This is a genomic window from uncultured Psychrobacillus sp., from assembly GCF_938022135.1.
Taxonomy (GTDB): Bacteria; Bacillota; Bacilli; order Bacillales_A; family Planococcaceae; genus Psychrobacillus.
In genome coordinates, this window is record NZ_CALIED010000020.1 from 1 (window position 1) to 26,842 (window position 26,842).

Consider the following 26,842-nt stretch of genomic DNA (forward strand, 5'->3'; position numbering starts at 1 on the left):
GGAAATCAATTCTACTCTCTGATCTAAGATTTCTTTGCATCATAAATCAACCCTAACCTTTAACATAGCCTAAATTAAAATGAGCTGGGATATTTTCTCCAAGCTCATTTTTATTTGATTTCTTTTTTTAAAGGGTTTTATTTATAGATTTATCATTTAACTGAACTCATTTTTTTACTTATGAACCAGAATAATATAGTAAGAACAAGTAGTATGACAGGAGTTAAACCAACATATTTCCAAGCATTATTCGCCCCTAAAAAATAATATGCTATCGGTATGAATGTAAACGTACTAATTAATAAAAAGACCCAAGACCTTTTAACAAAACCAACTAATAAAGTTAAAATTGAAACAAATAATGAAAGTTGCCATAATAATAACATTTTCCCACTCCCATTTAACTTATTTGTTCTCAGCAATATAAACCTCATAAGAGGAAGCACACAATAGATAAGAGAATAACGATCTTCGTAGCTTTCCAAAGGAATAATAGAGTGGATATCGCTAAAGCTGAAACCTCTGCATATAACTAGGAAACTGTTTATGTATATTTATAAAAATCTTTTGTTAAACAGATTTAAGTAGAGTGGCTCTATAACAAAAAAAGACAGCCTAGATAGGCCATCTTTCTAAAACATCTGATATCCACTTTTACGTAGCATTTTAATCACAATTCCTGCTAGAATTGCACCGACAAAACCACTTGATAAAATAACGATATCTGCCATATGTAGTGACATGAATTTTTCTCCTAGAGCAGAGAAGGAAGAACCCGGTTTTGTAAAGTAATCAAAAATTCCGACCTCATCAATAATAAATATCACTATAAGTGGATAAAGAATAGCTACAAACCAAGACATTCTAAGCAACATATTTAATAGGAAGGCGATTCCAAAAAACATTACTAGAAATATTAGAACTGAAAGAATCATCTGTGTAATTGTAAAATTCATAGTCATTAACCTCCGTTACATCTTTAAATAGTTTACCTTAACGGAGGCCGGTATTCAATCCAGTTATCTCTTTTCACATTTTTGTCAAAAAGCCTTATTATTATTTCTTGCCAGTGCCCTGACAACAGCCACATGTTTCGGATCCTCCAAGCCTTAATTGAAAGTACCCTTCCCCTTTGCAATACGGACATGATTTTGTAGTTACTTCTTGTAATTTAGTCATTCTTAGCGCCTCCTCATTCATTTATTTATAATATTCAGATAATATATCACGTATTAATATATTTGTAAATGAACATCCTCTACTTTTTTATGTAAATGTGTCTAAATAATGAAATTATTCAAATTATTTAATTTATTAGTAATTAAAACGTTTACCTTTTTGTTTGAAAAAAACCGAACAATTGAAAATGAATATTAGGGTTTATATGCTTTTATTAATACAGCTAATTATTTTCGGCTTATTTAGCGGATGCTTTTTATGGGAGGAGCGTTAATTAAGCCATCACTCGTCACTTGCCCTACAATCATAAAAAATTGATTTTTCTTGTTTGATACGGCAGCTATTATATATCATTAACACATAATATTAATACGGCATAAAAAGCTAGGCTAGCCACTTATGCCGTATTAGTTTCAGCTTTTATTTTATGAATAATTTATAACTCGTATAACCAAATATATCTCCTGGATCTACACCATCTATAGTTGGAAAACCAACCTCTAAGGAAGCTGCTGCTAGCTCATGTAACATAACGGAGGCTGTCTCATCGAGCAATAAGTCTGTAGGATGAATCCACTTTGCTTCATAAAGCTCTGAAAGCTGGACCTGGATAATTGGCTCATCGGTTGTTGGTTCAAGAAGAAAAATAGCCATATTATCACTTATTTTTCCTTGCAATACACCACTTCTAAACCCGATCATATTGATGACCCTACAATTTACCGCTGTCTCCTCTAATACCTCTCTGAGCACAGCCTCGTCAACTGTTTCATTGCCATTTACAAAGCCAGCTGGAAGCGACCATTTACCTTCCAACCCACCGTATCGCTTGTTAACAACCAACCATTCACCTTTACTATTTAAAACTAACCCAGCTACTCCTAGCCATACGCTACCTCTTTTATCTCTAGACATTAAACCAACTCCCTTAAGATAAGTGTAAGCGCCAATTTCCTTCAAGACAAGAATATGGGGAGAAAATTAAAGGGAAAGTTCTTGTTACGGTTATTTTTTAATGGGTCTCAATTATCTTGTTTTTTATTTGTTCTATTAAAACCAAAAACAGCAGAAGAAAGAACAAATATAGCTGTGCATAACCACATAGTAATTCCATTCCACTGTCCCTCAAAAAGAACGATATTAGTTAAAATTATTAATTGCATCAAGCAAATTGAAATATATAAAACTAGTTTAGTTTGCATTTATTTCTCCCCTTTAGCTTTTTACAGTGCATTAAAAGTTAAGCTTAAACATAACATGCCTTTTATTATTCACCATTTTAATTATAATTGGATGTGATTAAGCTGAAAACGCTTCTCCAAGTTTTTTGTATTTTCCTCCACAAAAAAATCTCCTACTGAATAATTCAGTAGGAAATTTGGTTATATTAATATTATAGTTTGAATTTACCTTTTTTGATCATCAATGGAACTCCACCGATCATGTAAAGAGCACGGTTATCAATAACCTTCTTCATAATAGAAGCTTTTGTACCAGTTAGCTTTCTACCCATTACGTCACCAATTGCATCATGCTCACCTAAAGAACATACTGTACCTTTAAGCTCAGGAACGAATTCTTTCGTATTTTCACCCTTCATAAGAGCTACGATATTTTGAGCTACTGTTACAGCTTGTTGCATAGCAATTTGAGCTGTTGGTGGGTATGGACGATTAATTGCTTCATTGATCATCAATGCACAGTCTCCAACGATAAATACGTCTGGGAAACCAGGAGCACGCATGTCTTTTTCAACTTTAACACGAGCACGCATGTTTTCGATGCCAGAAGTTTCGATTAAACGGTTTCCGCGGACACCAGCTGCCCAAACAACCGTTCCAGCTTTGATGAATTCAAATTCTTCTTCACCTTTTTTAATCTTAACGCCTTCAGGAGTTGCTTCTACTACTGGTGTTCCAATAGAGAATTCAATTCCTTTTGCTTCTAGTTGGCGAACAGCATATTCAACTAATTCAGGATCGAATCCTGGTAAAACCATAGGTGCTGCTTCAACACAAACAACGCGTACTTTTTCTTTTGGTACATCATATTCCGCACAAAGCTCAGGAATTCGATTCCCTAACTCTCCTAAGAATTCGATACCAGAGAAACCAGCCCCACCTACAACGATTGTTAAACGAGCATCATCTCTTGTTTCTTCTGTAGACCATGTAGCAAATTGGTACTCGATATGGTCACGGATTTGACGAGCTGCATTTACGTTTGCAATAGATAAAGCATATTTATCTAATCCTGTAATTCCAAATGTTTCGCCTTCAAAGCCTAATCCAATTACAAGGTAATCATATGTGTATTCCCCAGCACTTGTTGCTACTTTTTTAGAGTTTACATCAATACCTTCAACTGTAGCTTTTACGAATTGAACTTTTCCTTTATTGATAACGTCTTTAATATCGTAACGTACTTGATCTGGACTTAACGTACCAGCCGAAGCCTCATGTAACCAAGTTGATTCGTAATGATAATCGTTTTTATTTATTAAAATTATATCTGCTTCATCTGTACCTACTAATTTTTGAAGGTTTACTACAGTAGATAATCCACCGTATCCTGCTCCTAATACTAGAACTGTTGGTCTTTTCACGAAGATCGCAACCACCTTTTTTTATTTTTTATAACAACCGAATGATTCATAAATCTCGTTCATTCGTTTTTAGCTTGTCATTTTTCCGACAAATTTCACACTATACCTATTTTAGACCTTTTAGAATAGGATTTCAACACTATTTAACAACATTCTAAAGGTAGGAATATACAGATAATTGTTAGTATTTATTAAAAAGTTCAAATGCAAGTTTAACTAACATGCAATAAGGAAACTATTCAGTCCTTTTAGCTTTCTCCTTTTAAGAGCGTATATGCTTTTTTATTTATAAAAAAGAACATTTTCTAATGCAAGAAAATGTTCTTTCATTTATTTAACAGCTTTCAGGTGTGCCTTCTTTTTTAGCAGTTCTAAACGATGAACCACAGCCACAGGAAGCAATTGCATTCGGGTTATCAATCGTAAAGCCTCCACCCATCAACGATTCTTTATAATCGATGACCGTTCCAGTAAGTATAGATGCATCTTCCTTGGAAACAATGATGTCTAGTCCGTGCTGATGCAAAACTAAATCATCTTGATTTTTCTCTTTTTCAAATCCCATACCATAGGAAAGTCCGCTACATCCACCACCATTAACGGAAACACGTAGAAGTGAACCTTCCTCCTCATTGTGGACCATCATCTCTTTAACGCGGTAAGCTGCCGCTTCAGACAAATTAACTACTTCTGTCATCTAGATCACATTCCTTCCTTATGTATATATAATATCAATGTTTTCACTATCTATACAAGGAAAACTACTCGAAACTCGCATCGCTTTCTACATATTTTTACAGTATAATAGAAGAAATAATAGGCTTCTAAGGGGAAAAAGTAATGGAAATACTTCCGTATTATCAAAAAGAGGTAGTATGCTTACACTGTAAAAATAAATTTAAGTCAACTAAGATTCGTTCGAAATTTATAAAGCTAGAAACCCATGATACAGACTTTCAACCAATCTACCAGAATAAAGAGATCAATCCATTACTTTATAATGTATTTGTATGTGAGCACTGTGGCTTTTCGTTTACAGATGATTTCACAAAATATTTTGCTCCAAGTGTAAAAGACGCGATCAAAGAGAACATAACTAAACAATGGACATCACGCTCCTACGGCGGTGAAAGAACGATTCAAGAAGGAATCACTGCTTATAAGTTAGGAATATTATGTGCTTCTTTAAAGAAAGAAAAATTTGTATCCATAGCCGGCTTAGCATTGCGAGTAGCTTGGCTCTACCGTATATTAGGACAACAAGATGAGGAAAAAAGATTTCTAGAAATAGCGCGAGACCGCTATATCGATTCATATTCTAGGGAGGATTATAGTGGAACCCAAATGTCTGAGATACGAGCTCTTTACATGATAGCAGAGCTGTCTAGACGAGTTGGAGCAAGAGATTTAGCTACACGTTATTTTTCGATGATCCTAGAAAAACAAAGCTCTTCTGTTGAACCTTCACTTATTGAGATGGCCAAAGAACGCTGGCAGGAAATGCGTACATAAAGAAAAAGAAGCCAGCTAGGCTTCTTTTTTCATATTTATTAGGATTAAAATACTTGTTCTACTTCTACGATACCAGGTACTTCCTCTAGTAAAGCGCGTTCTATACCAGCTTTTAAAGTGATCGTAGAACTTGGGCAGCTTCCGCATGCTCCTAAAAGTCGTAGTTTTACAATGCCGTCTTCAACGTCAACAAGCTCGCAGTCCCCACCGTCTCGTAGTAAGAATGGGCGCAATTTATCTAAAACTTCTTGAACTTGTTCATTAATTGTATCAGTCATATAGATCGACTCCTTTCACTACAATCATTATAGAATAATTGCTGATTAAATGGAAGTGTTTACTTCCCGTAAAACATCTACGGTAAATAGTCTGCTTAAAGATGAATGAATATTACATACTGTGATCTCTGCATGACACTCATAGAATGGCTCCAGGTAGTTTTGAACGTCTAAAAATGAGCATTTGTCATCTCATTGAGTAAAAAGGCCATCAATTTATGCCATTTTTATTAACTTATGTCACTATCTTTACAACACTTATTTTAGAAAAATTGTACAATTTTGTATTTCGTTATAAAATGTCACTTAATGACATAGCAGGAGGGTAATTAATTGAAAAAATTACTATCGTTGACACTCATTTCAATCATGATGGTCGGTTGTTCAGATGAAAAAGACCTTGCGGATCACGAGAAAAAAATCGAAGCGCTGGAAAAAGAGAATCAAGAGCTAAAAGATAAACTAAGTGAGGACAGAGCTGACTACAACGGATTCCTACAGGAAACCGATAGAACGTCGAGGCGCTTCATGGATCTACTTGCAGCTGAGGATTTCGAAACGCTAAAAGCCGAGTTCCCGGTCAAGTTCGAAGTAAAGAACAATGCGATACACCTAGCGGAACCAGAGGGTAATCTACCGTTCGAGGTCGAACTGGCCAAGCAGTCGAAACACATCGGTTTCTTCAACAAATTTGATGACATGACCGAGATAAGCTATTACATGTATAACCCGCAGCACGACAGCAACAGTCTCGTCGTGTTCCATTACGACAAGGACAACCAATTGGAGTACGTCTCATTAGGTGGCAGATAGAATAAGAGAAGAAGTATCGTATATCCCTATCGCTCCTTATTGGGCTAGTAAATTAATCCAGTCCTGACTTTGCTCATGAAGCCTCCTATTAAAATGAAGAGGTGTGGACCTTTTGACAGCTTTTCAGTAACCCCTTTATAATGTAATGTGTAGGGGATAAGGATTAAACAGATAAAGGGGACAAGTAAATTATGGCACAAGAAAAGCTCACTGTAGAAGTTTACGGTGCCGATATAGTATGTGCAAGCTGTGTGAATGCACCTTCATCAAAGGACACATACGAATGGTTAGAAGCCGCTATCAGCAGAAAATTTCCAGAACATCAAATAACATTTTCATATATTGATATAGAGCAGCCTCTAGAAGATGAAAAACAACAATCGATTGCCAATCAAATTGCCAATGATGAGTTTTTTTATCCACTAATCATGATTAACGAGGAAGTAATAGGTGAAGGATATATTCAATTAAAGCCAGTATTCTCGGCTCTTGAAAAGTATGGGTATATAGCAAACTAAATAATCGCAAAAAGCTTAGTAACGTATTCTTTACGTTCCTAAGCTTTTTATTTTAACCGTTATGTCGTTTATACATCCATAGTAAGCCTGACTTCATTAATCTCGCAATGCGACCAGTAACTGAGATATCTGCCAAATAGGCAAATCCTTGTTTTTTCCCTAATGATCCCATGAAGCCTTTTAGTTTAATCTCTGGCATTTTCTCTGGAAGCGGTTGGCCCTTCCAGCGTGCTTGTAGAACCTTTACTATTTGTTCTGCCTGTTCTTCGGCAAGCTGAGCACTTGGTGCAAAAGGTAAAGAAGCGCAATCTCCCACTACAAATACATTTTCATAGCTTGGCAAATCGTGATATTGAGTTAGAATAATGCGTCCTGTCTTATCCTTTTCACCTGGTAAAGCTCGGACTGGTGCTGCAGGCTGAATACCAGCAGTCCACACTACTACATCCACAGGGATTATTTCATCATGATTGTATAATTTATTTGGCTCGACCTTCGTTATATTCGAGTTGCTAATAACGTCAACATCATTTGTATCAAACCATTTTTGCACAAAATTACTTAAGCGCTCAGGAAAGTCTCGTAATACACGAGGACTACGATCAAATAATTTAATCTTAAGGTCCGGTCTACTTTCGCGAAGTTCACTTGCAAGCTCGATTCCGCTTAAGCCTGCTCCAACAATACCTACTATAGATCCAGCTGGAAGTCCACCAATCTTATTATAAGTGTCTCTTGAACGTCCTATTGTTTGAATACTATAAGTGTATTCCTCTGCACCCGGAACGTTATGATATTTATCCTCACAGCCTAACCCAATGACTAAATCATTGTAAGGAACAGTTTGTTCTCCTTGTAGAATGACTTGCTTGTTTTCTACATCGATTTTCTCAACTTCCCCATAAACAATATTTAGTTTGTTACTGTCTGGAAAAGCAACTCTTATATTTTGGTCAGATGAAGTTCCTGCTGCTAAAGCATAGAATTCTGTTTTTAAGCTATGAAATGGCGTACGATCTATTAATGTTATTTCTACATCATCCGGTAAATTATTTGGCAATAGGCGTAATAATACGCGCATATTACCGTATCCACCACCTAATAAGACTAATTTTCGCATAAATATTCTCCCTTTTCTTTCAATGTCTCCTCAAATTATAAATGATTGTGACAGTTTTCACAATACAACTTCTCAATTGACCTTTTAAAAAAAATAGAGTAGCATGACGATGTAGTGAGGTGACAGCTATGAATCCAATGGTTGAATTTTGTATAAGCAACCTTGCAAATGGTTCACAAGAGGCATTTGATATATTAGAACAAGATCCAGATTTAGACGTACTAGAATATGGCTGCCTCAGCTATTGTTCTCTATGCTCTGAAACGCTATTCGCCATCGTAAATGGGGATGTCGTCGAAGGTAATTCCTCTGAAGATTTAGTATCTAATATATACAAATATATTGAAGAAAATCCTTTGTTTTAAGAGCAGCCGCAAATCTGATTTTAAAATATTTTTTAACTAATAGAAAAAAAGGCATTCTTCTGTTCAAACGAACAGGAAGTGCCTTTTTTTCATTTTTTAATACTATTTATTTTATCCAATCATGTAAGGTTTCTAAGAAATGAGTCGGTTTTTTCAATAACATCTGTAGCTCTTCCGTACGATTGACACCTGTATTGACGTGAGCTGTATCAATGCCCATGTGTATCCCTGTAAGGATATCTGTTTGATAGTTGTCTCCGATCATAACCATCTCTTCTTTTTTAAAGCCATATTTTTTTTGAATAAACTCCAGCATAAATGGCTGTGGCTTTCCAGTAAAAATTGGCTCAACACCAGTAGAATGCTCTACTAATTTCGTGAATGCACCATTCCCAGGAAGATACCCTCTCTCGCTTGGAAACGCATGGTCACTATTAGTAGAAATAAATGCCGCTCCTGCTCTCACTGATAAACAAGCCTGCGCAAGCTTCTCATAATTGACTTGATGGTCTATTCCCATTACGACAACTTCCGCTAGCTCATCAGTCGTCTCAATCCCAACGGAGGCTAGAGCATCGCTTAGTCCCTCTTCCCCGATCATGAAAACACTTTTTGCAGGATAATGCTCTGCAATATAATTTGCTGCAGCAATACTAGAAGAAATGATTTGCTCCTCAGATGTTTGAATTTCCATCTTTGCGAGCTTCTGCTGTAATTGCTTTTGAGTCATCGATGAATTATTTGTTACAAAGAAAGGCTCGATTCCTTTATTTTGCAAATAATGAACAAAATCGACAGCTTCACGAATTGGTGTTTGTCCCTTATAAACAGTTCCATCTAAATCTAAAAAGTACCCTTTATAGGCGGACATCGGAGTCCTCCGGTAAAAATGCCGAAACGGGTCCAAGTTCGTTAATCAAATAATTTTCTACTCTTTCTGGGAACTGTTTTAAATAAGGAAGGTTTTCCACCAATACGCTTTCTAATTGCTTATGGTCAACGGAAAAGAAATGTCTTACAAGCTCTTTTCTCATTTCAATCACAGCTTTTAAAGGGGCATCCATTTCAGGTGTAATAACTTTTTCATCGGTTAAAATATCAATTATATCGTCATAGCCACCCGGATCTCTCATGATGAAGCCATCAATCATAGAATTACCTACATCTATAACAGACTCAATCATATTTTGTCCAACTCGCTCCAGGGCTAACTTGGTAATTTCATTTTCATTCCAGTCTTTATTGCCATCAATTAACACTAACAATTCTCTCATATGCTTTAGTGTCAGTGCTATACTTTTACGGTCCACAAAATACATGGTACAGCCTCCTAATTTCTTGTTTTCGTTGATATCTACTTCTATTCTATAGTACCATAATTGTTAGGTAAGGAAGGAGTGTCAAGGGTGGAGCGATTCTTTTTATATGATGATGTCGAAGATACAAAAACAAGGTTTGTTGGATTTACAGGCGAGTCTCAGCGTTACGACTTAGCGATCGTACAGAGCTCTCGATTTTTTGGAAAAGTTCTTGTAATGGATATACAATACAATCGGTCAGCCATCATAGGTTCAGATGATGTAGAAGAACCGGGCTACCTAGAGCATATTTTTAATAGATCCGAAGAGGAAGCATTAGAGCTTAGAGAATATTTAAGAGAATTGCTGAGTTAATGATGTCCCTGACATGATCAGAAAAGTTCTCTGTACACGCTTGGGAGAAAGCATTTCTTAAATGGTTAAGTTATAATGCACAAAAAAATGAGCTGGAAGCTATGCTTCTATGCTCATTTTACTTATTTACCCCATCACGCTCACGATTGTTTAAGTCCCCTGTGTTCTATAATCAAATTTATCCCTATCAACCTCTAAATATTTTTCTTCAATCTTTAAAGTGTCTTCCTCTACCCACATAATGTCTAACGCTTTATCTACATAGTCATAATAAATCATTTCTTTCTTTTTCGTTTCATTGTTAATTATATCTACTCTTACATTTTTATAATCTATAAATCCAGACATATGATATACCTGTGCTTTAAAATCACCATTTGGAGATTGAAGAGTTTGACCAGGATGTCCCTGAGGCAAGAAATTAGGATTAACAATCCAACTACTCCAAAAAACAGCCGATACTGTGCCTAAAATACTCATAGAAACAAATACTTTTTTAGGAAAGCCTTTTGGTTTCTTGCGAATATATTTAATTGTAAATAGTGCTATTAAAAGCACGATAGTAAAAAGGGTAGAACCCAGTCCTATAAAAACGAATAGGTTAAAAAGCGTATTGTTCAATATTGAGCACCAACCTCATTAATAATAAGTCGTATATTTCCACCTAAGCACGGTTACCTATAGTTAATTCTAATCTTCTTTTGACTCAAAAGTATTTTCTATCTCATTCAAAAAGGTTAGGACAGCTATTTTCATCTGTTCGACACCAGGTTGTTCTACAGGAAAATGACCGGCTCCTTCTAAAATTACACATCTCTTCTTACATTTCAGTCGTTTATAAAAAGATTCACTTAATTTAAATGGCGTCATCGGATCTACTTCAGGATGGACAAGTAATATAGGACAAGCATCAAAATATTCAGGTTCAATAATTGGTTTCGCATTTAAAAAGGTTCTTAGAAATCGCAAAGGAATTTTTGTCCCCGCAGCTCGAGAATCTTGAATAATTAGTTTCGTCAGCTCATAATTATTTGTGATTAACTTCATTCTTGATACTTTAGAAACGGAGATCAGAAACGAATCTAATACAAGAGGGAAGCGATCCAACGTGAATTTACCTAGTCGGCTAATTAACTTATTGGGGGCAATTTGATCACGAACCCTCTGATTACTTGTATCTACAAAAGTCGTAACAATCAAACCTTTCACTTGCTTACTCATACTAGCCACATGATATGCTAGCATGCCTCCGATACTTGCCCCTAATAAAACAATTGGCTTACCGTCTCAATTGAATTCCTGTTTAATAAACTCTGAAATTATTTCTATCCAATCATAGTATTCCATAGATTTCACTGACTCGGTGTAACTAAGACCATAAGGAGGAAGGTCTAGAGATACAACATCATATCCATATGCTTGTAACATCAGAGCATAGGGAGCCAATAGTCGCCCGTTTCCACCTGCACCATGTAGTAAAACAACTTTAATGTTCGAATCCAAAGCAGTCATTCGATCTAGATGTATATGATAGTCATTCCAAACCCACCATTCTTCATCAGGTAGATTATTGTCATTTATACGCAACTCTTCAGGAAAAAATCTCTGATAATTCTTCCAATAAACTTCTGTTTCATTGTATGCTAAACGGTTAGTGTTTGAATTCACTCTCTTTCCTCCAAACAGTATTTTAATAGCGATTACTATTTCTCTTATATCATATTAACACACTAAATATTTCCAAACATAGATATGGAAAGATTATTGAGCATCTCAACTTGTTGTGTTTGAACCTTATCACCTTCATATGAGCGGAAATCATTTTTTCCTTTCAATTAGGTAATTGAAAGAGGTATAACCAAAAGAATAGAGAATTAATATTTATTACTGCTATATAGGAGGAAATAATAAAATGAGAGGACTTTTACTGGGAATCGTATGCTTAATAGGTATACTTGTTGGTTGCGCTGATCAGTCAGACACAGATCAAGCCAACGAAATTAACAAGCTTAAAAAGCAACTAGAACAACTTTCATTAGAAAAAGACACTCTAAAGGAGGAAAAAACCACACTGGAGCTGGCGATGAATGAAGAAGTGAATAAAGATTATTCTATGATTCTCGCAAAAGATATTGAAAAGTATCCTGTTGCACTTTATAAAACAACTAAAATCGACATCGATGGCGATGGTGAAGATGAAATAATTGAATTGCATGTAGATGCAGGAAAAATGGAGAACGGCCGTTATGCATGGGATGATGGGCAGAAGTGGTTGTTGGTCGTTAAAGACGGTGATAAAACCTATCCTCTTTTTGATGAATATGTTCAATTAGGCTATATAGATTTTAGTACAACCATTTTTGAAAGAAAACCATTAATCGTCATGATTAAAGCGCAGCACTCTGATAGAACTGTACAGAGTTTCAAATTTGATAAAGATGAACACGGATACTTGAAAGAAACATTTTATAAGAAAGAAAACACAAATAATCACTATAATGAGACCGCATCTTATGCCTTTTTTCAGGAAGCATTTCAATTCATAGACATGGCTTTTACAACTAACGCTTCCTTTATTCAAGAAAGTGAGAAAGATCTTCAAGATGAGGAAAAGAGATGGCTGGCCATCGGTCCAATGCTAGAGGATATTAGTAATGCAGAGAGATTGTTGGAGATGGCCACTGACCTAAATCCAAAGCTAAATGTCTCTTTAGCGGACTTAATCAGCTTACTTTACCAAATCGATAACAAGCCTCCAACAAGCGATCAGATGAATCAATTAAAATCAATACAAGGTGTGTTCAAGGAAATAGATTCAGCTAATTTAATCTTAGAAGAAGAGAATAGAATACACCCTGAGATTGTTGAAATGGTAGAAAAAGTTAATCTTATTCTTAAGAAAAATAACAGCGAAACTGAGTCTTGATAGCTTATTCTCTTTGCTCACCTCAAGAAGCTTGTTCTGCAGAAAGCCAAAGGGTATTATTATGACTCAGAACCCTACTTTTCATGATAACTCTACTACAGAAAAAAACCTTGAGCTAGATCATAACTGATCCTGCTCAAGGTTTTCTTGTTTATCTTTTACTACCTCTAAAACTACTGGTTTTGGAGCCACACCTGTTTTTTTAACAAGGAAATAAGCACAGCCAAAATTGCAATACTCGTACAAATAATCCTTCATCGTACTAATTTTCGTATCGAATGTTGCCTTTTGGTTCCGATCCTCGAAAAATCCTTTTAGGCGAAGCTGACCATATCCCCAGTCTCCCATAATATAATCGTACTTTGTTAAAATCTCGCTGTAACGCTCCAAAAAAGCTTCCTCTTTAAACGCATCACGGTAATCTTCTATTACTTCATAAGTGAAGCCTTCTGCTATTATCATACATTCACCATCCATTAGCTATTACTCTTGAACAGCTAGTAATTCCTCACCTTGTTGCTGTCTTTGCTTCGCAGCTGCATTTACTTGCTCATCTGCATGATAGCTACTTCTAACAAGTGGGCCTGCCTCACAATGTGAAAAACCCTTACTCATTGCTATCTTACGCAGTTCTCCAAACTCAGCTGGAGAATAATATTTTTGAACCTTTAAATGTTTTTTCGTAGGCTGCAAATATTGACCAATTGTCATAATATCAACGTTATTTGCACGTAAATCATCCATAACCTCAATGATTTCTTCAAACGTTTCCCCTAAACCTAGCATTAACGAAGACTTTGTAGGAATGCTTGGCTGCATTTCCTTTGCACGCTTTAATAATTCTAAAGAACGGTCATATTGTGCACGTGCTCTAACTCTAGGAGTTAATCGACGTACCGTTTCAATATTATGATTCAGGATATCTGGCTTCGCATCCATAATGTTACGGATGTTTTGCTCAATGCCCCCCATATCCGATGGAAGCACTTCAATTGTAGTAAAAGGATTTTTTCTTCGAATTGCACGGATCGTTTCTGCAAAAACTTCTGATCCGCCATCTTTTAAGTCATCCCTTGCTACAGCCGTCACTACCGCATGCTTAAGATTCATAATAACAACTGAATCTGCCACACGTTCTGGCTCCGCTAAATCTAGTTCATTTGGAAGTCCAGTCTTTACTGCACAGAAGCGACATGCTCTTGTACAAACTGCGCCAAGAATCATAAATGTAGCAGTACGACGAGATCCCCAGCACTCATGAATATTAGGGCATCTTGCCTCTTCACACACAGTGTTTAAGTTGTTTTCGCGCATTAGTTTTTTTAAGCCTTTATAATCTTCATTCGTATTTAGCTTTATTTTGAGCCATTCAGGCTTGCGCTCATGCTGTTCTTTTGGTGGCTTACATGATGTCACGATTCCATCCCCCATTTCAAATAATCTGACTTCACTGTTGTCAATGTACCATATTATTTGAATTCAAACAACCTTCTAAAAAAGCTAAATAGAATGCTTGTTCCCACTTTTATTACTAAGGGTCCAAAACCCAAATAATAGAATGAGGATTCCTACTACTGTTATTAATCCTATCATGACAGAGCCTGTCAATCCTAATACTAAGTATCCGATTGCAGCTATGATTGCACTAATAATTGCGTAAGGCAGCTGTGTCATCACATGATCAATGACATTAACTCCAGCTCCCGTAGCTGACATGATCGTAGTGTCCGAAATCGGTGAACAATGGTCTCCGAAAACCGCCCCTGCCAATACTGCTGCTAATACTGGTAGCAATAGCTGCGGATCGATTGCCATGATAATACTTGCACCAATAGGAAGCAAGATACCAAACGAACCCCAGGAAGAACCTGTAGCAAAAGCCATAAATGCAGTCAACACAAACATTAAAACTGGTATAATACCTACCGGAACATTATTTTCCGTAACGATTGTAGCTAAAAATGCACCTGTTTCTAATGCCGTGATTAAGTAAGACAATGCCCATGCAAACACAAGAATCATAATAGCTGGAAGCATAGATTGAACACCTGTACGTAAAGCCTTCCACACGTAGCTCATATTAGCATCTGGGTTCACTTTGAATTGGCGCGCATACAACAGGAAGGATAAAATACTTGCTACCAATCCACCTATAAATAAGGACAAAGGAACATCTGTATTTTCAAAGATGACAAAAATATCTAAAATTCCTCCAGACAACTGATAGCCTGTCCAGAACATCAATCCTAACGTTACCACTACTAAAGAGATGATTGGAAGCAATAAATCGATCACTTTACCATACTGATTGTCTGGAAAATCTCCTTCCATATCTCCTGGGTTTGTTTTATTTGGATCAAATAATACTCCTGTTTCCTTCGCGCGTTTTTCATGCTTTTTCATTTCAAACAGATCAAAATCTGTCCATGCGGCAAAGAACACCATCGCTAAAGTAGCTATAACATAGAAATTCATTGGTGCCATTGTGATAAAAGCTTCTAACGGAGTATATTCTGTCACAGCATGTGTTGTGAAAATAACACCTAGCTGGCTGATCAAAAATGCTCCCCAGCTAGAAACTGGTGAGATTACACATATCGGTGCTGATGTAGAATCGATGAAATAGGCTAGCTTTGCACGAGAAACCTTATGCGAATCCGTAATTGGTCTTGCAATTTGCCCTACTGCTAATGCATTAAAATAATCGTCCACAAAAATAATGATTCCTAAAAAGGCTGTTAATAGTTTAGAGCCTCTTTTCGTTTTAATTCGCTTAATCGCCCAATTAGCGAAAGCCGTGCTTCCTCCTGACAGGCTGACAAAAGCGGTAACTACACCTAACAAGAGAATGAACAATAAAATATAAATGTTATATACATTTAATCCCCCATCCCAAAAAGAGATTTTAAAGGAATTCCATAACATTAACAAAGATCCAACAGGGCTAAATTCCTCTACTAGTAAGGTTGCAGAAAGAATACCTGCTCCTAACGATAACAAGACCCTTTTTGTCAATAAAACCATGATGATTGCCAATAGCGGTGGCACTAACGAAAAAATTGTATTCTCCAAAACTGTTCCTCCTTGAAAATAGAAAAGCCAACCTATAGTATTTTATAGGTTGGCTTATACATGAAATTTTAGTTATAACACTTTGTTTCACTTTTGTAGCTCCCCATCTATATGTCCCCATATACATGACAGTGTTATTCTTGTTCAAAATAACCCCAACTAAGCATCCTTGACTAGACATACTTAGTTTCGGCAAAACTTCCTTTCTATTACGATCCTTGGAGTCACCCTCCCGTAACATACTATTAAGCAATGCGGCCTCTACCTATTTATTATTCATTTTTATCTATTCTAACATTAATTTAAGAAAAATGAAGTTTTTTTAATCTTCCGGTAACGGTATAGGTACCTCCACCGATGGAGCAGCCGACCCATCCCCACCTGTATAAATGTGAGGAACCTGCCCTTGTACTAGACCCATGGCTACTGGTATATTCTGTTCCACTACACTCATTTTACTAGCAAGCGGGACGATGATTTGTACATTCACCTTAATGTGGATACTAATTTCTACATACGCATTATTAATACCGAACTCGGTAATAGTAGGCACCACATTTGACTGAACGTTTCCGATCACGTGGAATCGAATTGGTATTTTCGGACCAAGGTTACCGATCAAAGGTATATTCGTTGCTTGCCCCATCGGAACAAAAAATACGACTCCACCTTGGTCTTCCATTGTTTGCTTATCATACTCAATATCATCCAAGTAAGGAAGACTTGATAAATTCCCTTGTTCAGCCTGTTCTAAATGGGATTGTACTAAACTATTTGTATCAGATAGCACTCGGTTAATAATTTCTGTATTGAATTTGGTTGTGACCATATTTTTGCTATCCGAAGGAACCTCTTCAATAATATCGTTTACATCTAGAACATTTGCCGTACGCGAGTTAATCGCCTTACTTATTACCATAGATGCAATCTTGTTCGTTTGCACTTCAGCATATTGTAAGTAAGTGGGAGTTAGTTGCGCATTTATATAATAGAATACCCAAGCCACTGACAATAGAAAGCATGTTAAAAAGATGGCTAATTTGCGTTGAGTGCTAAAAAATATGAAACGCTTCTTCTTTTTGCGATAAAACAACGAAAAAACCTCCTCATTACTTTTATGTAACGAGGAGGTCTATTATGCCCTACATTTATGCTCTTCCTTTATTCCATACCATTTTATAACGTCCCGAATAGTTTCTGGCATAATATATTGTTTCTTCGCGGTCTTAAAAGAAGGAAAGAAAAATCCAAAAGTAAACATGTCTAGCGTCGCCAGCCGGTACGTTTGATGTAACGTTAATGGCTCACCTTTAATCAAAAGCTGCCCATGCATATCTTGTTCAACCTGTTCAAATAAAATAGCCCCTAAATACTTACCACGAAATCCGAGACCCTTCACTTCTAAATTTGGCCATTTTTCGTTTTTCGAAAGCTCCATCACCTCTAGCAGCTCAGCTCCACTTAATGTAACGATACATGGATTAATGGGGTGAGGCAGGCATTGATGTAGATCCCAAGCAGTGACAGGTCCCTCCGGTAAATCCTTTAAGAAAATTCCTGCAGGGAACATGGCACAATCTGCATTCGTGTATGCTAGCAATGCCTTTCCAAAGAAATTCGCTAACTCAGACCCATTGAACCACTCTTTTTTTAACAAGGAATTGCTTGTAAAAACAGGATAAGATAGCTTTTCTTTACCGATTCGCTCCCAATTTCCCATCGTGTGTCCTGCATTTTGAGGGACTGGCAACGCGTCTGTAGGATAGACAACAGCCTGTTTAGAAACAACTCTTTTCATGGAATGGTCATATTCAAGACTCACATAGCCCACATACATCCCAAATTTCCCTGTAGCGGCCTGCAATGTATTCCCAACCATTTTCCCTTCCTCGAACAAATGATGCGTGTGTGCTCCTAAAATTAAGTCCAGAGACGGTATCAGCTCACATAGCTCTTCATCCTTAGACTTTCCTAAATGAGACATACAAATAAGGACATCGACATGAGGAGAAATCTGCTCAGCAACTGCCTGCAATCTAGGAAGAGGATCCTGCAATCTCCACCCAAGCTTTTCATAATAAACACGATAATCCGCAGTAGCAGCTATAATCCCAATTCGAATTCCAGAGGCCGTCTGATGAATTTTATAAGGCTTCACCCACCTAGGAATATTCCCTTCCAAATCCGTAAAATTGGAAACTATGACCTCGAATTTAGCCTGTTCATATAACGAATCCAATTCTTCGTGACTCAATGTGATTCCTTCATTGTTTCCAATCGTGGCATAATCATATTGGGCATCATTTAAGAGCTTCACGTTCCCCTTCCCAAGTGTTCCCTCTGTGTATATATTCGAGCGATCCACATGATCACCGATATCTAATATTAGAGAGGAATCGCTTGCATGCTTTTTACGTCTTTCAGAGAGAAAGTGATGGATAGACGGCCAATTTTCTAAATGACTATGTAAATCATTTGTATGATAAATATGAATGGTCTCTCTCAGCTTTCTCACCTCTTTTTTATGCGGGCTATCGCTCGCCTTTATTAAAATAGCCCATCTATAATAGATCTTATTCCTAGCAATAGCAGTACTATTCTAAGTGCTGTCACAAGCGTTTCCGAGTTTAGCTTTTTATTGAGCTTAGCACCTATCTTAGCGCCAATATAGGCAGCAGGGATGACAGGTATCGTATATAGCCATGGTACGTTTCCTAAAGAAATATGGGTTGCAGAATTGACGATCGACGATAGAAATACCATGAACATAGAAGTTCCCACTGCCACATGAGGTGGAAACAGAAACAACAGAATCATGGCCGGCACAATCATCGAGCCTCCACCAATTCCAAACAACCCGGAAGCAAAACCTATAAAAAAGGTTAAAGCTAGTGCAAACCAGACTGGATATCCATATACATATGTATTTTCCCCATCCTCAAAGGTACGCTTCTTGCCATGCTTGACAAACCATTGAACGGGCTTCAAATATTTACGAACTAGTAAAAGAACGGATAAAATGACAAGCAATATACCAAAGTATAGGTTAAACGAAGGGAGATCTAATCCTTTGTTTACCCAAGCACCTAAAATGGTTCCCGGGATACTTCCTATAAAAAATATAAATCCACTTTTAAAATCCACCGTCTTAGACTTCATATAAGAAAGCGTAGAAGACAGACCAATAAAAATCATCATAACAACAGATAAACCTACAACACTCTGAGGCGTAATATTTGGAATCAAATCCAGCGTCGTACCAAGGAATAGCACGGCTGGTACTAAAATAACCCCGCCTCCTAATCCCACTAGTGCACCGATCGTCCCTGAAAAAAGCCCGCTCAGTACTAATAAAAACCATTCCATTTAAAAATCCCCTTCGAAAAGATTTAATTGCTTAGGCGCAAGTCCATCAAATTCTATATTAAGCATTTGCTGAAAGGCTTTAGCATTTTTAGCAGCATGACCACCAGAGTTATTATTGAATACAACAAGCACCTCGGAAGCCTGCTTAGATAAAACCTCACAAACTGACTGAATATAAGCAAGCTCCTGCTCATTATAATCATATAAATAGCGGACTTCTCTCCACTTTTCGTTGTTCCCTGGATTCTTCCACCCATAAAAGTTTCTCCCATGTAGACGGACCAACACTTTATCAGAAGTAGCAACCGGCACTACAGGTATACTGCCTTCACCATTTTGTGGCTCATCGCAGACACTATGATGAAAATGATTATCCTTTAAAAATTGAAGAGTCGAATCCTTATACTCCGGAAGATACCAGGACTGGTGGCGAAACTCAATGACCACCTCAAAATCCTTTAGCTCCTCTCGAATTCTTCTCATATATTGCACATTATCCTTCTCACACTCAAACCAAGGTGGAAACTGAACAAGCACCATCGCAAGCTTCCCCGCATCCTTAAGCGGCCCAAGCATCTGACGATAGCTTTCAAACATTTCCTCTGGAGACTTAAAAGGATTCTCCCCTCTCAAATGCCCTGTCATCCCTTGATAGGCTTTCACGATAAACTGAAAATTATCAGGCGTCTCCCGAATCCACTTTTCTATATTTCGCTGCGGCTGAATCGCATAAAACGATGCATCCAACTCGACAATCGGAAAATGTGCACTATAATCCTGCAACTTCTCCCTAGGCGAAGAAACATAAAGATCTGGATGATCCCCCCAACCAGTTAACCCAATTTTTATCATTAAACCACCTCTTCGTTATTACTAATTATCATATCATTTCCCCCATCAAACAGACAAAAAAATGAGTTGAGAGGAAGTGTTGCGGATAATTTCAAAAGTGTTGCGCTTTTCTCAGTAAGTGGTGCGGGTAATCACTAAAGTGTTGCACTAAATTTGAAAGTGTTGCGGGTATGGGTCTAACTGTTGCACTAAATTTAAGTGTTGCGTAAACGGCCTCAAGTGTTGCGTAAAAAAACATTGTGCGACCTAACTACGGACTTTAGCTTATTTATTTTTACCCCGTTAGCTCTATTTTGACACTTTCGCTTGTTCGCGGTAGTTAAAGCTCCATCGCAAAAGCCTTTCTTACAATCTCATAAAAATTAGCCTCTACTCTTCGACAGATGTATAAGTCCTCATGCCAAATCTCTACAATTGCCCACTCTTCATTTGTTAAAAATCCCATTGCATCTCCTGAGAATTTATCTCCAAATAATAATATGTTTTTGATTTCAGGATTTTCTTTTGCATCATAAATCTCATCGGCCTCTATTAACCCAGAATAGAACATAAAATAGCCATCTGAAACTGCTCCAAATCCCATTTCCATTAAAAAATCCTTATATTCCTGTGGAGCATCTTTTAAAAAGCCTACATATTTTTCATTGGAAATTCCTTTAAAACTATACTCTTTTGCTGCTTCCTTAAATTCCATGTATCTTCCCATTAAATTCTCCTAAAAAGAACTTTCTTACTACAGTTTATATAAACCTCGACATCTTTACCAATCACGAATAAAACACTTTTATTAGTACAAAATAAAACATGCACAAAATTAAAACCTAATATAAGAAATGAGGAATTTGATGTATTACTACAAAGAGGAACTAATAAATCCTATCATGCCAGACCGTCCGGATCCGGAAGCAGCTAAAGTTTTACAAGAAATACTAGGCGGCCATTATGGAGAAATGAGAACGATGATGCAGTACTTCTTTCAAAGCTCGAATTTCCGAGGTAAAGATACTCAATTTAGAGACTTGCTTCGTGGTGTTTTCTTGGAAGAAATTGCACATGTAGAGCTTGTACAGAATACAATAAATCAATTACTCAATGACTCAGGGCAATCTGCTGTTCCTGGTAATGCTGGGGTAGATGGAGCACCATTAAACGATGCTGTAAAAGATGCTAACCCGCACCATTTCATTATTGGAGCACAGGCATCCTTACCTGTTGATGCTGCAGGTAACCCTTGGAATGGATCCTGGGTATACTCGCACGGAAATCTAATCGCTGATTTACTCAATAACCTTGTCCTAGAGTCAACAGGCGTGCTTCAAAAAACACGTATTTATGAAATGAGCTCTAACAAAACCTTCAGAGAGACCCTAGCTTTTCTTATTGTTCGAGATAATGCTCACCAAAATGCATTTGCTAAAGCATTGGAAACATTAGGCGTGGATTGGGGCAAACTATTCCCTGTACCGAACTACGATATAAATAAATATCCAGAATGCAGAAAATATGTAGAGATGGGATACCATAATGCCCAATTCAACTTTAGGCTGGATCCTACTCGTATAGGCGAAATATTCCAAGGTCAAAGCCCGAGTCGTAACGATGGCACACTTTCCGTAGTTGATCCTCCAAAAGGATTTCCGGTACCTTTAATGCCTGATATGCCAAACGAACACAGTCCTGGCATTCAAGATATGAATAACTAAATAATTACTTCCTCCCTAGTTACTTTTGTAATTAGGGAGTTTTTATATTGTATTTAAATTAATAAAAAAAGCAAAGAAATCTTCAAGAGAGTAGAATTGATTTCCGCCCCAGCCGGACGCTTTCCACGGGGTGAGCGATAAGCCCTCACCCCGTAGGAGTCGCCGTCTGGTGCTCCAATCAATAAATGGGAACAGCTTTAATGTATCGATAAGTGCTAATAAATTTTTTCGCATAAGCAGCACAGTTGAAAAACTGTCACCAACACCAATTTCATCATCTATTTATGTTCTTAATAGCATTTGAATGTTCCATTGTTAATGTTTACAGTCACTATAAAAAAAATTCTTAGTCAAAATCAACCATTAACTTTAACCTAGCCAAATTTAATAAAAAAAGAAGACGAACTATAAAGTTCGCCTTCTCCTAAAACAAATCGCCACAAACTTGAGACGACTAATTATTAAATTATTAACCGATAGAACCTTCCATTTCGAACTTGATTAGACGGTTCATTTCTACTGCATATTCCATTGGAAGTTCTTTTGTGAATGGCTCGATGAAGCCCATTACGATCATTTCAGTTGCTTCTTCTTCACTTAGACCACGACTCATCAAGTAGAATAATTGTTCCTCTGACACTTTTGAAACTTTCGCTTCATGCTCTAGAGAAATATTATCGTTCAAGATTTCGTTGTATGGAATTGTATCAGAAGTAGACTGATTATCCATGATTAACGTATCACATTCAATGTTAGCACGTGCTCCTGTTGCTTTACGTCCAAAGTGAACGATACCGCGGTATGTTACTTTACCACCTTGTTTAGAAATAGATTTCGAAACAATAGTAGAAGAAGTATTTGGAGCTAAATGCATCATTTTAGCACCAGCATCTTGGTGTTGTCCTTTACCAGCGATAGCGATAGAAAGTGTCATTCCACGTGCGCCTTCACCTTTAAGGATAACTGCTGGATATTTCATTGTAAGCTTAGAACCAATGTTACCATCAATCCATTCCATCGTTGCGTTAGCATCACAAACAGCACGTTTTGTAACTAAGTTATATACGTTGTTTGCCCAGTTTTGGATAGTAGTGTAACGGCAATAAGCATCTTTTTTGATGATAATTTCAACTACTGCACTGTGAAGTGAGTTCGTTGTGTAAACAGGAGCTGTACATCCTTCAACATAATGTACAGAAGCACCTTCATCAACAATGATCAGTGTACGTTCGAATTGACCCATATTTTCTGAGTTAATACGGAAGTATGCTTGAAGTGGAGTATCCACTTTTACGCCTGGTGGTACATAGATAAATGATCCGCCTGACCATACTGCAGAGTTAAGTGCAGAAAATTTGTTGTCAGAAGACGGGATTACTGTACCAAAGTGTTTTTTGAAAAGATCTTCGTTTTCACGTAGGGCAGAGTCAGTATCTTTAAATACGATTCCCAAGTCTTCAAGCTCTTGCTTCATGTTATGGTAAACAACCTCAGATTCATACTGTGCAGAAACACCAGCAAGGTATTTTTGTTCTGCTTCAGGGATACCTAATTTATCAAAAGTTGCTTTGATTTCCTCTGGTACTTCATCCCAAGATTTTTCAGTTTGTTCAGATGGTTTTACATAATATGTGATTTCATCGAAATTTAATGGCTCTAGATCTCCGCCCCATTGTGGCATTGCTTTAGAATAGAAAATTTCTAATGCTTTTAATCGATAGTCTAACATCCATTGTGGTTCATTCTTCATACGGGAAATTTCTTCAACGATTTCTTTCGTTAAACCACGTTTTGAACGGAAAATGGATACGTCTTTATCGTGGAAGCCATATTTGTAATCACCAATTTCAGGCATTTTTTTTGCCATCGTATTTCCTCCGTTCTGATTTTATTTCTTTTCTTCTGAAACGCCTTTTTCCATTGCTTTCCATGCAAGAGTTGCACATTTGATACGTGCTGGAAATTTAGATACGCCATTTAAAGCCTCGATATCTCCGAGGTCAATAGAATCGTCATATTCCTTTCCAAGCATCATATCAGAAAAGATTTGGGAAAGCTTAAGTGCTTCATCTATATTTTTACCTTTGATCGCTTGCGTCATCATAGATGCAGAAGACATAGAAATGGAACATCCTTCACCATCGAATTTTGCGTTTTGTACAACGCCATCCTCCACTTGAATAGTCAAGTGGATACGATCTCCACAGGTAGGGTTATTCATATCTATTGTCAATGCGCCGTCCTCAATACTACCTTTATTGCGAGGATTTTTGTAATGATCCATAATTACTTGTCGATATAATTGATCTAAATTAGAAGACATCTCCAAAATACTCCTTAGCAGTGCGTAAGCCGGCAACGAGAAGATCTACATCCTCTTCAGAATTATAAATGTAGAAGCTTGCTCTAGCAGTTGCAGTAGCTTTTAACCACTTCATAAGTGGCTGCGCACAGTGATGTCCTGCACGAATAGCAATACCATTCATATCAAGGACTGTTGCAACATCGTGAGGATGTACTTCATCTAAATTAAAGGTAACAATTCCTGCTCGCTTCAATGGATCTTGAGGTCCGTAGATTGTTAAGCCTTCAATTGTAGACATTTTTTCCATGGCATAGGCAGCAAGCTCATGCTCATGTTTTTCGATTTCGGACAAGCCGATTTCTTCCAGAAAATCTATAGCAGCAGCTAAACCGATTGCTCCAGCAATGATTGGTGTCCCACCTTCAAACTTCCAAGGTAGCTCTTTCCATGTAGACTCTTGTAAGCCTACAAAGTCAATCATTTCTCCACCAAATTCAATTGGCTCCATTGCATCAAGTAAAGCCTCTTTCCCGTAAAGAACACCGATACCGGTTGGACCACACATTTTGTGACCAGAAAAGGCTAGAAAATCACAATCTAACGCTTGTACATCGAGCTTCAAGTGAGGAGCAGCCTGTGCCCCGTCCACTACCATAACAGCTCCATGATCATGTGCGATTTGAGTAATTTCTTTAATAGGATTCATCGTGCCTAATACATTAGAAACGTATACGACAGATACAATCTTAGTCTTATCTGTAATTGTTTCACGAACTTTTTCCAAAGATAATGTACCGTCTTCTTCTAAGTCGATATATTTAAGCGTCGCTCCCGTTATCTTCGCCAATTGCTGCCAAGGAATAATGTTAGAGTGATGCTCCATATACGTGATTACAATTTCGTCGCCTTCTTTTACGTTTGCAAGACCATAGCTTTGTGCCACTGTATTAATTGCAGTAGTAGTACCACGAGTAAAGATAACTTCCTTCGACGATTTAGCATTTATAAATCCACGAACCTTCTCGCGTGCGCCTTCATAGCTTTCCGTTGCACGGTTACCAAGTGTATGCACACCACGGTGAACATTGGAATTATCAAATTCGTAATACTTCTTAATAGCTTCAATCACTTGAATCGGCTTTTGAGAAGTAGCACCGCTATCTAAATAGACTAGTGGATGACCATTAACTTCTTGATTTAAAATTGGAAAATAGCTTCGAATCTCTTTTGTATTGAGCATTAGCGAACTTTCCTTTCAATTACCTCCGTCAGCTGTTTCTTCACGCCTTCGATTGGTAGTTCATTAACTACTGGTGCAAGGAATCCATGAATTACTAGACGCTCTGCATTTTGTTTAGAAATACCACGACTCATCAAGTAGTACAGCTGAAGTGGGTCAACGCGACCAACCGATGCAGCATGACCTGCAGTTACATCGTCTTCGTCGATTAATAAAATCGGGTTAGCATCTCCGCGAGCTTTTTCGCTTAACATAAGAACACGAGATTCTTGTTCAGCGTTAGCTTTTGTAGCACCAAATTCAATTTTACCAACACCGTTGAAAATAGAAGATGCAGCATCCTTCATAACACCATGTTTAAGGATTTGTCCTTCCGTATGTTTACCCCAGTGAATAACTTTTGTTGTAAAGTTTTGTTTTTGAGTTCCACGACCTACAACAACCATTTTTACATGACCTTCTGAATTGTCCCCAACTAAATGAGTAACATTTTCAGAAATAGTATCACTATCGTTCATCATTCCAAGAGCCCATTCAATTACAGCATCACGGCTAGTTACTCCACGACGGTTAACATAAGTAGTAAATCCTTCTGCAAGAACGTCTACTGTACCGAAAGTAACTTTCGCATTATCCTTCACAATTACTTCAGAAACAATGTTAGCTAAACCGTTTGAATGTTCTACTGTAGACAAATAGTTTTCTACATAAGTCACTGAACTGTTTTCATCCGCCACAAGCAATGTGTGGTTGAATAAAGAAGCAGTTTCGTTGTCATGTAGATAAATAACTTGAACAGGTTCTTCAATTACAACATTTTTCGGTACGTATACAAATACTCCACCGTTTAATAATGCAGCATGAAGTGCAGTTAATTTATGTTCATTAACTTTAACGCCATCTGTCATGAAATATTTTTGTACTAGCTCGCCGTGTTCGCGTGCAGCAGTATAAATATCAGTAATGATCACACCTTGTGCTTTTAAATTATCTGTTACTGAAAGGTAAGCAGGTGTATTGTTGTGTTGAATATAAATATTTTTTTGCTCATCTGCATGAACAAGCGCCTTCACTTCTTCAGGAAGTTCATCCAATGAAGAGAATGTAGTGCTTTCTACAGTATGAGCAGGAAATTCAGTGAAATTCCAATTAGTAATTTTAGTTTTGTCTGGTGTTGGCATTGGAAGTGTTTCCACTTGACCTAAAGCAGAAAGACGAAGTTCCGTCATCCAGCTTGGTTCTTGGTGACCTTCTGAAAAGGAGCGAATATCCTGTTCGGTTAATGCCAATTTCGTTTCAACCGTCATGTCATGCG

The 26,842-nt window shown here is 37.3% G+C and carries 32 protein-coding genes and 1 riboswitch; of the genes, 7 read left to right on the top strand and 25 right to left on the bottom strand.

All coding sequences use genetic code 11. The features are described 5' to 3' along the window. Positions 1-632: 632 nt before the first annotated feature. The 6 genes from Q0371_RS04455 to Q0371_RS04480 form a co-directional block, all read right to left on the bottom strand. Complete coding sequence (locus tag Q0371_RS04455) at positions 633-962, bottom strand: YuiB family protein (RefSeq protein ID WP_298468768.1); 330 nt, start codon at positions 960-962, stop codon at positions 633-635. Between the two features lie 94 nt (positions 963-1,056). After that, on the bottom strand, positions 1,057-1,179 hold the full coding sequence (locus Q0371_RS04460) for a YuiA family protein (protein WP_298468770.1): 123 nt from the start codon (positions 1,177-1,179) through the stop codon (positions 1,057-1,059). Between the two features lie 420 nt (positions 1,180-1,599). Beyond that, positions 1,600-2,094, bottom strand: coding sequence for an NUDIX domain-containing protein (locus tag Q0371_RS04465; RefSeq protein ID WP_298468772.1), 495 nt, complete (start codon positions 2,092-2,094; stop codon positions 1,600-1,602). Positions 2,095-2,201: 107 nt separating this feature from the next. Next, complete coding sequence (locus Q0371_RS04470; RefSeq protein ID WP_298468774.1) at positions 2,202-2,381, bottom strand: hypothetical protein; 180 nt, start codon at positions 2,379-2,381, stop codon at positions 2,202-2,204. A gap of 191 nt (positions 2,382-2,572) precedes the next feature. Further along, on the bottom strand, positions 2,573-3,784 hold the full coding sequence (locus Q0371_RS04475; protein ID WP_169359653.1) for an NAD(P)/FAD-dependent oxidoreductase: 1,212 nt from the start codon (positions 3,782-3,784) through the stop codon (positions 2,573-2,575). A gap of 334 nt (positions 3,785-4,118) precedes the next feature. After that, a complete protein-coding gene (locus tag Q0371_RS04480; RefSeq protein ID WP_169359652.1) occupies positions 4,119-4,481 on the bottom strand; it encodes an iron-sulfur cluster assembly accessory protein in 363 nt (120 codons plus the stop codon). A gap of 143 nt (positions 4,482-4,624) precedes the next feature. Here Q0371_RS04480 and Q0371_RS04485 point away from each other — a divergent pair, with 143 nt between their 5' ends. Then, complete coding sequence (locus Q0371_RS04485) at positions 4,625-5,296, top strand: DUF2225 domain-containing protein (RefSeq protein WP_298468781.1); 672 nt, start codon at positions 4,625-4,627, stop codon at positions 5,294-5,296. Positions 5,297-5,340: 44 nt separating this feature from the next. Here the strand turns inward: Q0371_RS04485 and Q0371_RS04490 are convergent, their stop codons facing one another. Further along, the gene (locus Q0371_RS04490; RefSeq protein WP_144538629.1) at positions 5,341-5,574 is read right to left on the bottom strand and encodes a NifU family protein; all 234 of its coding nucleotides are present in this window, start codon (positions 5,572-5,574) and stop codon (positions 5,341-5,343) included. Between the two features lie 333 nt (positions 5,575-5,907). Between Q0371_RS04490 and Q0371_RS04495 the strand changes: the two genes are divergently transcribed. Together Q0371_RS04495 and Q0371_RS04500 are read left to right on the top strand one after the other, a co-directional pair. After that, positions 5,908-6,387 carry a hypothetical protein gene (locus tag Q0371_RS04495; RefSeq protein ID WP_298468793.1) on the top strand — a complete coding sequence of 160 codons (480 nt, stop codon included), beginning with the start codon at positions 5,908-5,910 and terminating at the stop codon, positions 6,385-6,387. Positions 6,388-6,578: 191 nt separating this feature from the next. Next, positions 6,579-6,905 carry a YuzD family protein gene (locus Q0371_RS04500; protein WP_169359649.1) on the top strand — a complete coding sequence of 109 codons (327 nt, stop codon included), beginning with the start codon at positions 6,579-6,581 and terminating at the stop codon, positions 6,903-6,905. A gap of 52 nt (positions 6,906-6,957) precedes the next feature. Here Q0371_RS04500 and Q0371_RS04505 read toward each other — a convergent pair whose 3' ends face one another. Then, the gene (locus Q0371_RS04505; RefSeq protein WP_298468796.1) at positions 6,958-8,025 is read right to left on the bottom strand and encodes an NAD(P)/FAD-dependent oxidoreductase; all 1,068 of its coding nucleotides are present in this window, start codon (positions 8,023-8,025) and stop codon (positions 6,958-6,960) included. Positions 8,026-8,153: 128 nt separating this feature from the next. Between Q0371_RS04505 and Q0371_RS04510 the strand changes: the two genes are divergently transcribed. After that, positions 8,154-8,390, top strand: coding sequence for a YuzB family protein (locus Q0371_RS04510; protein WP_169359647.1), 237 nt, complete (start codon positions 8,154-8,156; stop codon positions 8,388-8,390). A gap of 106 nt (positions 8,391-8,496) precedes the next feature. On the opposite strand, the gene Q0371_RS04515 is transcribed toward Q0371_RS04510, so the two are convergent. Together Q0371_RS04515 and Q0371_RS04520 are read right to left on the bottom strand one after the other, a co-directional pair. Then, positions 8,497-9,261 (bottom strand): TIGR01457 family HAD-type hydrolase, encoded by a 765-nt coding sequence (locus tag Q0371_RS04515; protein ID WP_298468799.1) that lies wholly within the window; start codon positions 9,259-9,261, stop codon positions 8,497-8,499. Next, positions 9,248-9,709, bottom strand: coding sequence for a DUF86 domain-containing protein (locus tag Q0371_RS04520; RefSeq protein ID WP_169359645.1), 462 nt, complete (start codon positions 9,707-9,709; stop codon positions 9,248-9,250). Before Q0371_RS04520 ends, Q0371_RS04515 begins: the two co-directional genes overlap by 14 nt. A gap of 87 nt (positions 9,710-9,796) precedes the next feature. Between Q0371_RS04520 and Q0371_RS04525 the strand changes: the two genes are divergently transcribed. Further along, the gene (locus Q0371_RS04525) at positions 9,797-10,063 is read left to right on the top strand and encodes a DUF3055 domain-containing protein (RefSeq protein WP_169359644.1); all 267 of its coding nucleotides are present in this window, start codon (positions 9,797-9,799) and stop codon (positions 10,061-10,063) included. Positions 10,064-10,213: 150 nt separating this feature from the next. On the opposite strand, the gene Q0371_RS04530 is transcribed toward Q0371_RS04525, so the two are convergent. From Q0371_RS04530 to Q0371_RS04540, 3 genes are all read right to left on the bottom strand, one after another. Continuing rightward, positions 10,214-10,684, bottom strand: coding sequence for a DUF5412 family protein (locus Q0371_RS04530; protein WP_298468803.1), 471 nt, complete (start codon positions 10,682-10,684; stop codon positions 10,214-10,216). A gap of 69 nt (positions 10,685-10,753) precedes the next feature. Beyond that, entirely contained in the window at positions 10,754-11,338 is a 585-nt protein-coding gene (locus tag Q0371_RS04535) for an alpha/beta hydrolase (RefSeq protein ID WP_298469177.1), read from the bottom strand. A 12-nt stretch (positions 11,339-11,350) separates the two neighbouring features. Beyond that, complete coding sequence (locus Q0371_RS04540) at positions 11,351-11,731, bottom strand: hypothetical protein (RefSeq protein WP_298468806.1); 381 nt, start codon at positions 11,729-11,731, stop codon at positions 11,351-11,353. A gap of 244 nt (positions 11,732-11,975) precedes the next feature. On the opposite strand from Q0371_RS04540, the gene Q0371_RS04545 reads away from it, so the two are divergent. Next, positions 11,976-12,989, top strand: coding sequence for a hypothetical protein (locus Q0371_RS04545; protein WP_298468809.1), 1,014 nt, complete (start codon positions 11,976-11,978; stop codon positions 12,987-12,989). A gap of 120 nt (positions 12,990-13,109) precedes the next feature. On the opposite strand, the gene Q0371_RS04550 is transcribed toward Q0371_RS04545, so the two are convergent. The 8 genes from Q0371_RS04550 to Q0371_RS04585 all read right to left on the bottom strand — a co-directional run bounded on the left by Q0371_RS04550 (position 13,110) and on the right by Q0371_RS04585 (position 20,985). After that, a complete protein-coding gene (locus Q0371_RS04550) occupies positions 13,110-13,451 on the bottom strand; it encodes a YutD family protein (protein WP_298469179.1) in 342 nt (113 codons plus the stop codon). 21 nt (positions 13,452-13,472) lie between these two features. Then, a complete protein-coding gene (gene lipA / locus Q0371_RS04555; protein ID WP_298468811.1) occupies positions 13,473-14,420 on the bottom strand; it encodes a lipoyl synthase in 948 nt (315 codons plus the stop codon). A 69-nt stretch (positions 14,421-14,489) separates the two neighbouring features. After that, the gene (locus Q0371_RS04560) at positions 14,490-16,061 is read right to left on the bottom strand and encodes a Na+/H+ antiporter NhaC family protein (RefSeq protein ID WP_298468814.1); all 1,572 of its coding nucleotides are present in this window, start codon (positions 16,059-16,061) and stop codon (positions 14,490-14,492) included. Between the two features lie 88 nt (positions 16,062-16,149). Beyond that, positions 16,150-16,333: riboswitch (Lysine riboswitch) on the bottom strand. A 50-nt stretch (positions 16,334-16,383) separates the two neighbouring features. Then, positions 16,384-17,154, bottom strand: coding sequence for a sporulation protein YunB (yunB, locus tag Q0371_RS04565; protein WP_285841733.1), 771 nt, complete (start codon positions 17,152-17,154; stop codon positions 16,384-16,386). Positions 17,155-17,196: 42 nt separating this feature from the next. After that, positions 17,197-18,576: a bifunctional UDP-sugar hydrolase/5'-nucleotidase gene (locus tag Q0371_RS04570; RefSeq protein WP_298468820.1), complete on the bottom strand. Its 1,380-nt coding sequence runs from the start codon at positions 18,574-18,576 to the stop codon at positions 17,197-17,199. Between the two features lie 32 nt (positions 18,577-18,608). Then, on the bottom strand, positions 18,609-19,427 hold the full coding sequence (locus Q0371_RS04575; protein WP_169359636.1) for a sulfite exporter TauE/SafE family protein: 819 nt from the start codon (positions 19,425-19,427) through the stop codon (positions 18,609-18,611). Beyond that, entirely contained in the window at positions 19,428-20,279 is an 852-nt protein-coding gene (locus Q0371_RS04580) for a DUF72 domain-containing protein (protein ID WP_251556628.1), read from the bottom strand. It lies immediately after the preceding gene. A 319-nt stretch (positions 20,280-20,598) separates the two neighbouring features. Continuing rightward, on the bottom strand, positions 20,599-20,985 hold the full coding sequence (locus Q0371_RS04585) for an SMI1/KNR4 family protein (RefSeq protein WP_298468827.1): 387 nt from the start codon (positions 20,983-20,985) through the stop codon (positions 20,599-20,601). Positions 20,986-21,124: 139 nt separating this feature from the next. On the opposite strand from Q0371_RS04585, the gene Q0371_RS04590 reads away from it, so the two are divergent. Then, entirely contained in the window at positions 21,125-21,982 is an 858-nt protein-coding gene (locus Q0371_RS04590) for a manganese catalase family protein (protein WP_169359634.1), read from the top strand. A gap of 469 nt (positions 21,983-22,451) precedes the next feature. Here Q0371_RS04590 and sufB read toward each other — a convergent pair whose 3' ends face one another. From sufB to sufD, 4 genes are read right to left on the bottom strand one after another with little or no spacing between them, the layout of a single operon-like run. Continuing rightward, positions 22,452-23,849, bottom strand: a complete 1,398-nt coding sequence (gene sufB, locus Q0371_RS04595) for a Fe-S cluster assembly protein SufB (protein ID WP_169359633.1) — start codon at positions 23,847-23,849, stop codon at positions 22,452-22,454. Between the two features lie 21 nt (positions 23,850-23,870). Then, positions 23,871-24,305, bottom strand: a complete 435-nt coding sequence (sufU, locus tag Q0371_RS04600; RefSeq protein WP_169359632.1) for a Fe-S cluster assembly sulfur transfer protein SufU — start codon at positions 24,303-24,305, stop codon at positions 23,871-23,873. Continuing rightward, the gene (locus tag Q0371_RS04605) at positions 24,295-25,527 is read right to left on the bottom strand and encodes a cysteine desulfurase (RefSeq protein ID WP_298468833.1); all 1,233 of its coding nucleotides are present in this window, start codon (positions 25,525-25,527) and stop codon (positions 24,295-24,297) included. Before Q0371_RS04605 ends, sufU begins: the two co-directional genes overlap by 11 nt. Beyond that, complete coding sequence (gene sufD, locus Q0371_RS04610) at positions 25,527-26,834, bottom strand: Fe-S cluster assembly protein SufD (RefSeq protein WP_298468835.1); 1,308 nt, start codon at positions 26,832-26,834, stop codon at positions 25,527-25,529. Before sufD ends, Q0371_RS04605 begins: the two co-directional genes overlap by 1 nt. Between the last annotated feature and the right edge of the window lie 8 nt (positions 26,835-26,842).